The sequence below is a fragment of the Neobacillus jeddahensis genome, from assembly GCF_000612625.1.
In the GTDB taxonomy this organism is placed as follows: Bacteria; Bacillota; Bacilli; order Bacillales; family Cytobacillaceae; genus Neobacillus; species Neobacillus jeddahensis.
In genome coordinates this window covers 1-2,419 of record NZ_CCAS010000123.1, presented here as the reverse complement: position 1 = coordinate 2,419, position 2,419 = coordinate 1, and the positions used below count along the sequence as shown (strand labels likewise).

Genomic DNA, 2,419 nt, shown 5'->3' with positions numbered 1-2,419 from the left:
CGTAAGCCCGAAATATAAAAAAGAAGCGCACCTTTTTGGTCCGCATGGCAAATAACCGTTTATCGTGATTTCTTTAATCAGATAGACGGTTATTTTAGTTGCCACATTCTGCCTGTATCATTTTCGACCAGGGCATGTATTGATTTAAAACTTCCGGGTTTTGATAGATATCTAGATTCGGTAAATCTGTCAGTAACTTCAAAAGATAGCGATAGAAATCCACATTGTTTGCTTTTGCAGTTTCCGCGATACTTAAACAGATAGCGTTGGCTTTTGCTCCGGCTTCGCTAACAGAGTGGATCCAGTTTTTTCGACCCACAACACTCGGGCGTATTGCATTCTCCGCGGGATTATTGTCCAATTCAATTCGTCCATCGTACAGGAATGCCTTCAGTCCGTTTGCCCTGTTCAATGTGTATTCAGCTGCTTTCGCAAGTGCATTTTTGCCGTAAAATGGTGATGTTTCTACCCATTCAAGGAATTTATCTACAATTGGCTTCGAATATTTCTGGCGCTCTTTTCGTCGCTTACTCGGAGACAAATGTCTAAATTGCCTTTCAAGGCGGTACAAATCGTCACAGTAATTCACACCGATTTGCCCATTTTTGCTGTCTGCCTTTAGCCAATAACGCCGAACATGCGCAAAGCAATTTGCGAAGGTAACGCCTTTCAATTTATCATAGGCGGAATATCCATCACAAATAATCGTTCCGGAAAAGCCTTCAACGAAACTTTCAAGGACAGATCGGGCACGTGACAATGAACTATGGAAAAGTGTTATTATAGGCCCTTGGCTCGGTACACTTCGAAACACCCAATTATAAGCATTGGTTTGCCCAGATTTCCCGTCGGATCGATTGATAATTTGAGCATAAGTTTCATCGATATGCAAAACGGATTTAACCATCATTAGTTGTTTCATCCGTTCATAAATAAGGGATAACCAATCATGTGCAGCTCGAATAACCCAGTTAGAAAGATTCTTATCATTGGTATTCAATCCATAGCGAACCCATTCCTTTACCTGACGGTAAAGCGGTAAATATTGTGCAAATTTATCATAAATAACTTTGGCAAGGACGCTTGGACCTGCGATACTGCGTTGAATAGGAGCCTGTGGAGCCTTACCACGTTTAATTTGCGCTTTCTGAAATGCATCATCTTTGCAGTTTTTACATTCATAAGCGTGTTCAATATGTTGAACTTTCTTCATTCTTGCGGGAATGAATTCTGCTTCTTCGCGTACGACGGTGCTACCAATTTCAATCATTGGTCCCTGGCAACAGTCACAAGTCGTATTTTTTGGATAATGGTGAACAGCTTCTACTTCAATACCATCATGCAATGAATCATTACGCTTTTTCTTTTGGACTTTCCGTACAACAGTATAAGAAATTGACTGTTGGCTTTGTTCTTCTGTGGGCTCAGGTTCGCTAAAAGACTGATCATCATCAAATAATGAACTTTGTCCTTCTGGCGCATTATATTTAGCCTTTTCAGTTTTGGAACCAAATAATTGCTTATTTAAATGGCGAAGTTGTTCGGTTAACGCTTCAATTTGCTTAGCCGATTGATCTAGCTTTTTGGATAGATCTTTGTTTTGAAGATTCGAATAAGCCAATTGTTCTTCAAGAAGTCGAATTAATTTTTCGTATTGATTCCCGTTATTGAAAGGAGTATTAACCACAAAAATTCACCACTTTTCGCACATATAAGTTAAATATATTATACCATTTTGAACGAGTTAAGTGAAGGTGGAAACGGCTTTAAATCAACGTTTCCAACTAATTTAGAACACTCCTTTCGGTGACTTTTGAATAGCTTTTGGTTGCTGGATTGATAGTCCTTCTAGCAGCCAGCGAAGGGTCTGCTGGGAAAGTTTGCGTACTTCATTTTCATCTTTAGGCCATTGAAGCTTTCCGTTATCCAAACGCTTATAAAGCATGGCGAAGCCATCCCCATCAAAATATAAACATTTATAGCGGTCCTTGCTCCATCCAGAAAATAAGAAAATAGAATCACTATAAGGGTCCAGATTAAAAGAATCCTGAATCAATGTTGCAAGGCCATCAATGCCCTTTCTCATATCCGTTTTACCACAAATAATAAAAATGTTTTTAACTCCTGTAAAGTCGTGCCTCATAGATGTTTCAACTCCCTCATAACAGTTTGGATGATGCGCTCGTCTATGCCGTTAAAGAAGGAGATTTCAGTAGTTGCCGTCTTGATCGTACAAGCTGCGTTCGAGGAGAGCGTCGCCTGTGTAATTGGGGAAGTATTTTTATCTTCGGTCTGTAATGTAACGGGGACGATAGTTAATTTTTGTTGCGACATAGAAAAACACCTCCCTTTATTTGATACTTGTATCGTACCAAAGAGGTGCTGGTAATTTGTATGCGTTGTTTGAATGGGGGCTTAC

3 protein-coding genes are annotated in these 2,419 nt (G+C 39.7%); all 3 read right to left on the bottom strand.

The genetic code is table 11. From position 1 onward, the window contains the following. Positions 1-94: 94 nt before the first annotated feature. Positions 95-1,687, bottom strand: a complete 1,593-nt coding sequence (tnpC, locus tag TY15_RS22865) for an IS66 family transposase (RefSeq protein ID WP_040203114.1) — start codon at positions 1,685-1,687, stop codon at positions 95-97. A gap of 102 nt (positions 1,688-1,789) precedes the next feature. Next, a complete protein-coding gene (gene tnpB / locus TY15_RS22860) occupies positions 1,790-2,143 on the bottom strand; it encodes an IS66 family insertion sequence element accessory protein TnpB (RefSeq protein ID WP_040203115.1) in 354 nt (117 codons plus the stop codon). Next, positions 2,140-2,334, bottom strand: a complete 195-nt coding sequence (locus TY15_RS22855) for a hypothetical protein (RefSeq protein ID WP_040203117.1) — start codon at positions 2,332-2,334, stop codon at positions 2,140-2,142. The genes tnpB and TY15_RS22855 overlap by 4 nt, the downstream gene beginning before the upstream one ends. Positions 2,335-2,419: the final 85 nt, after the last annotated feature.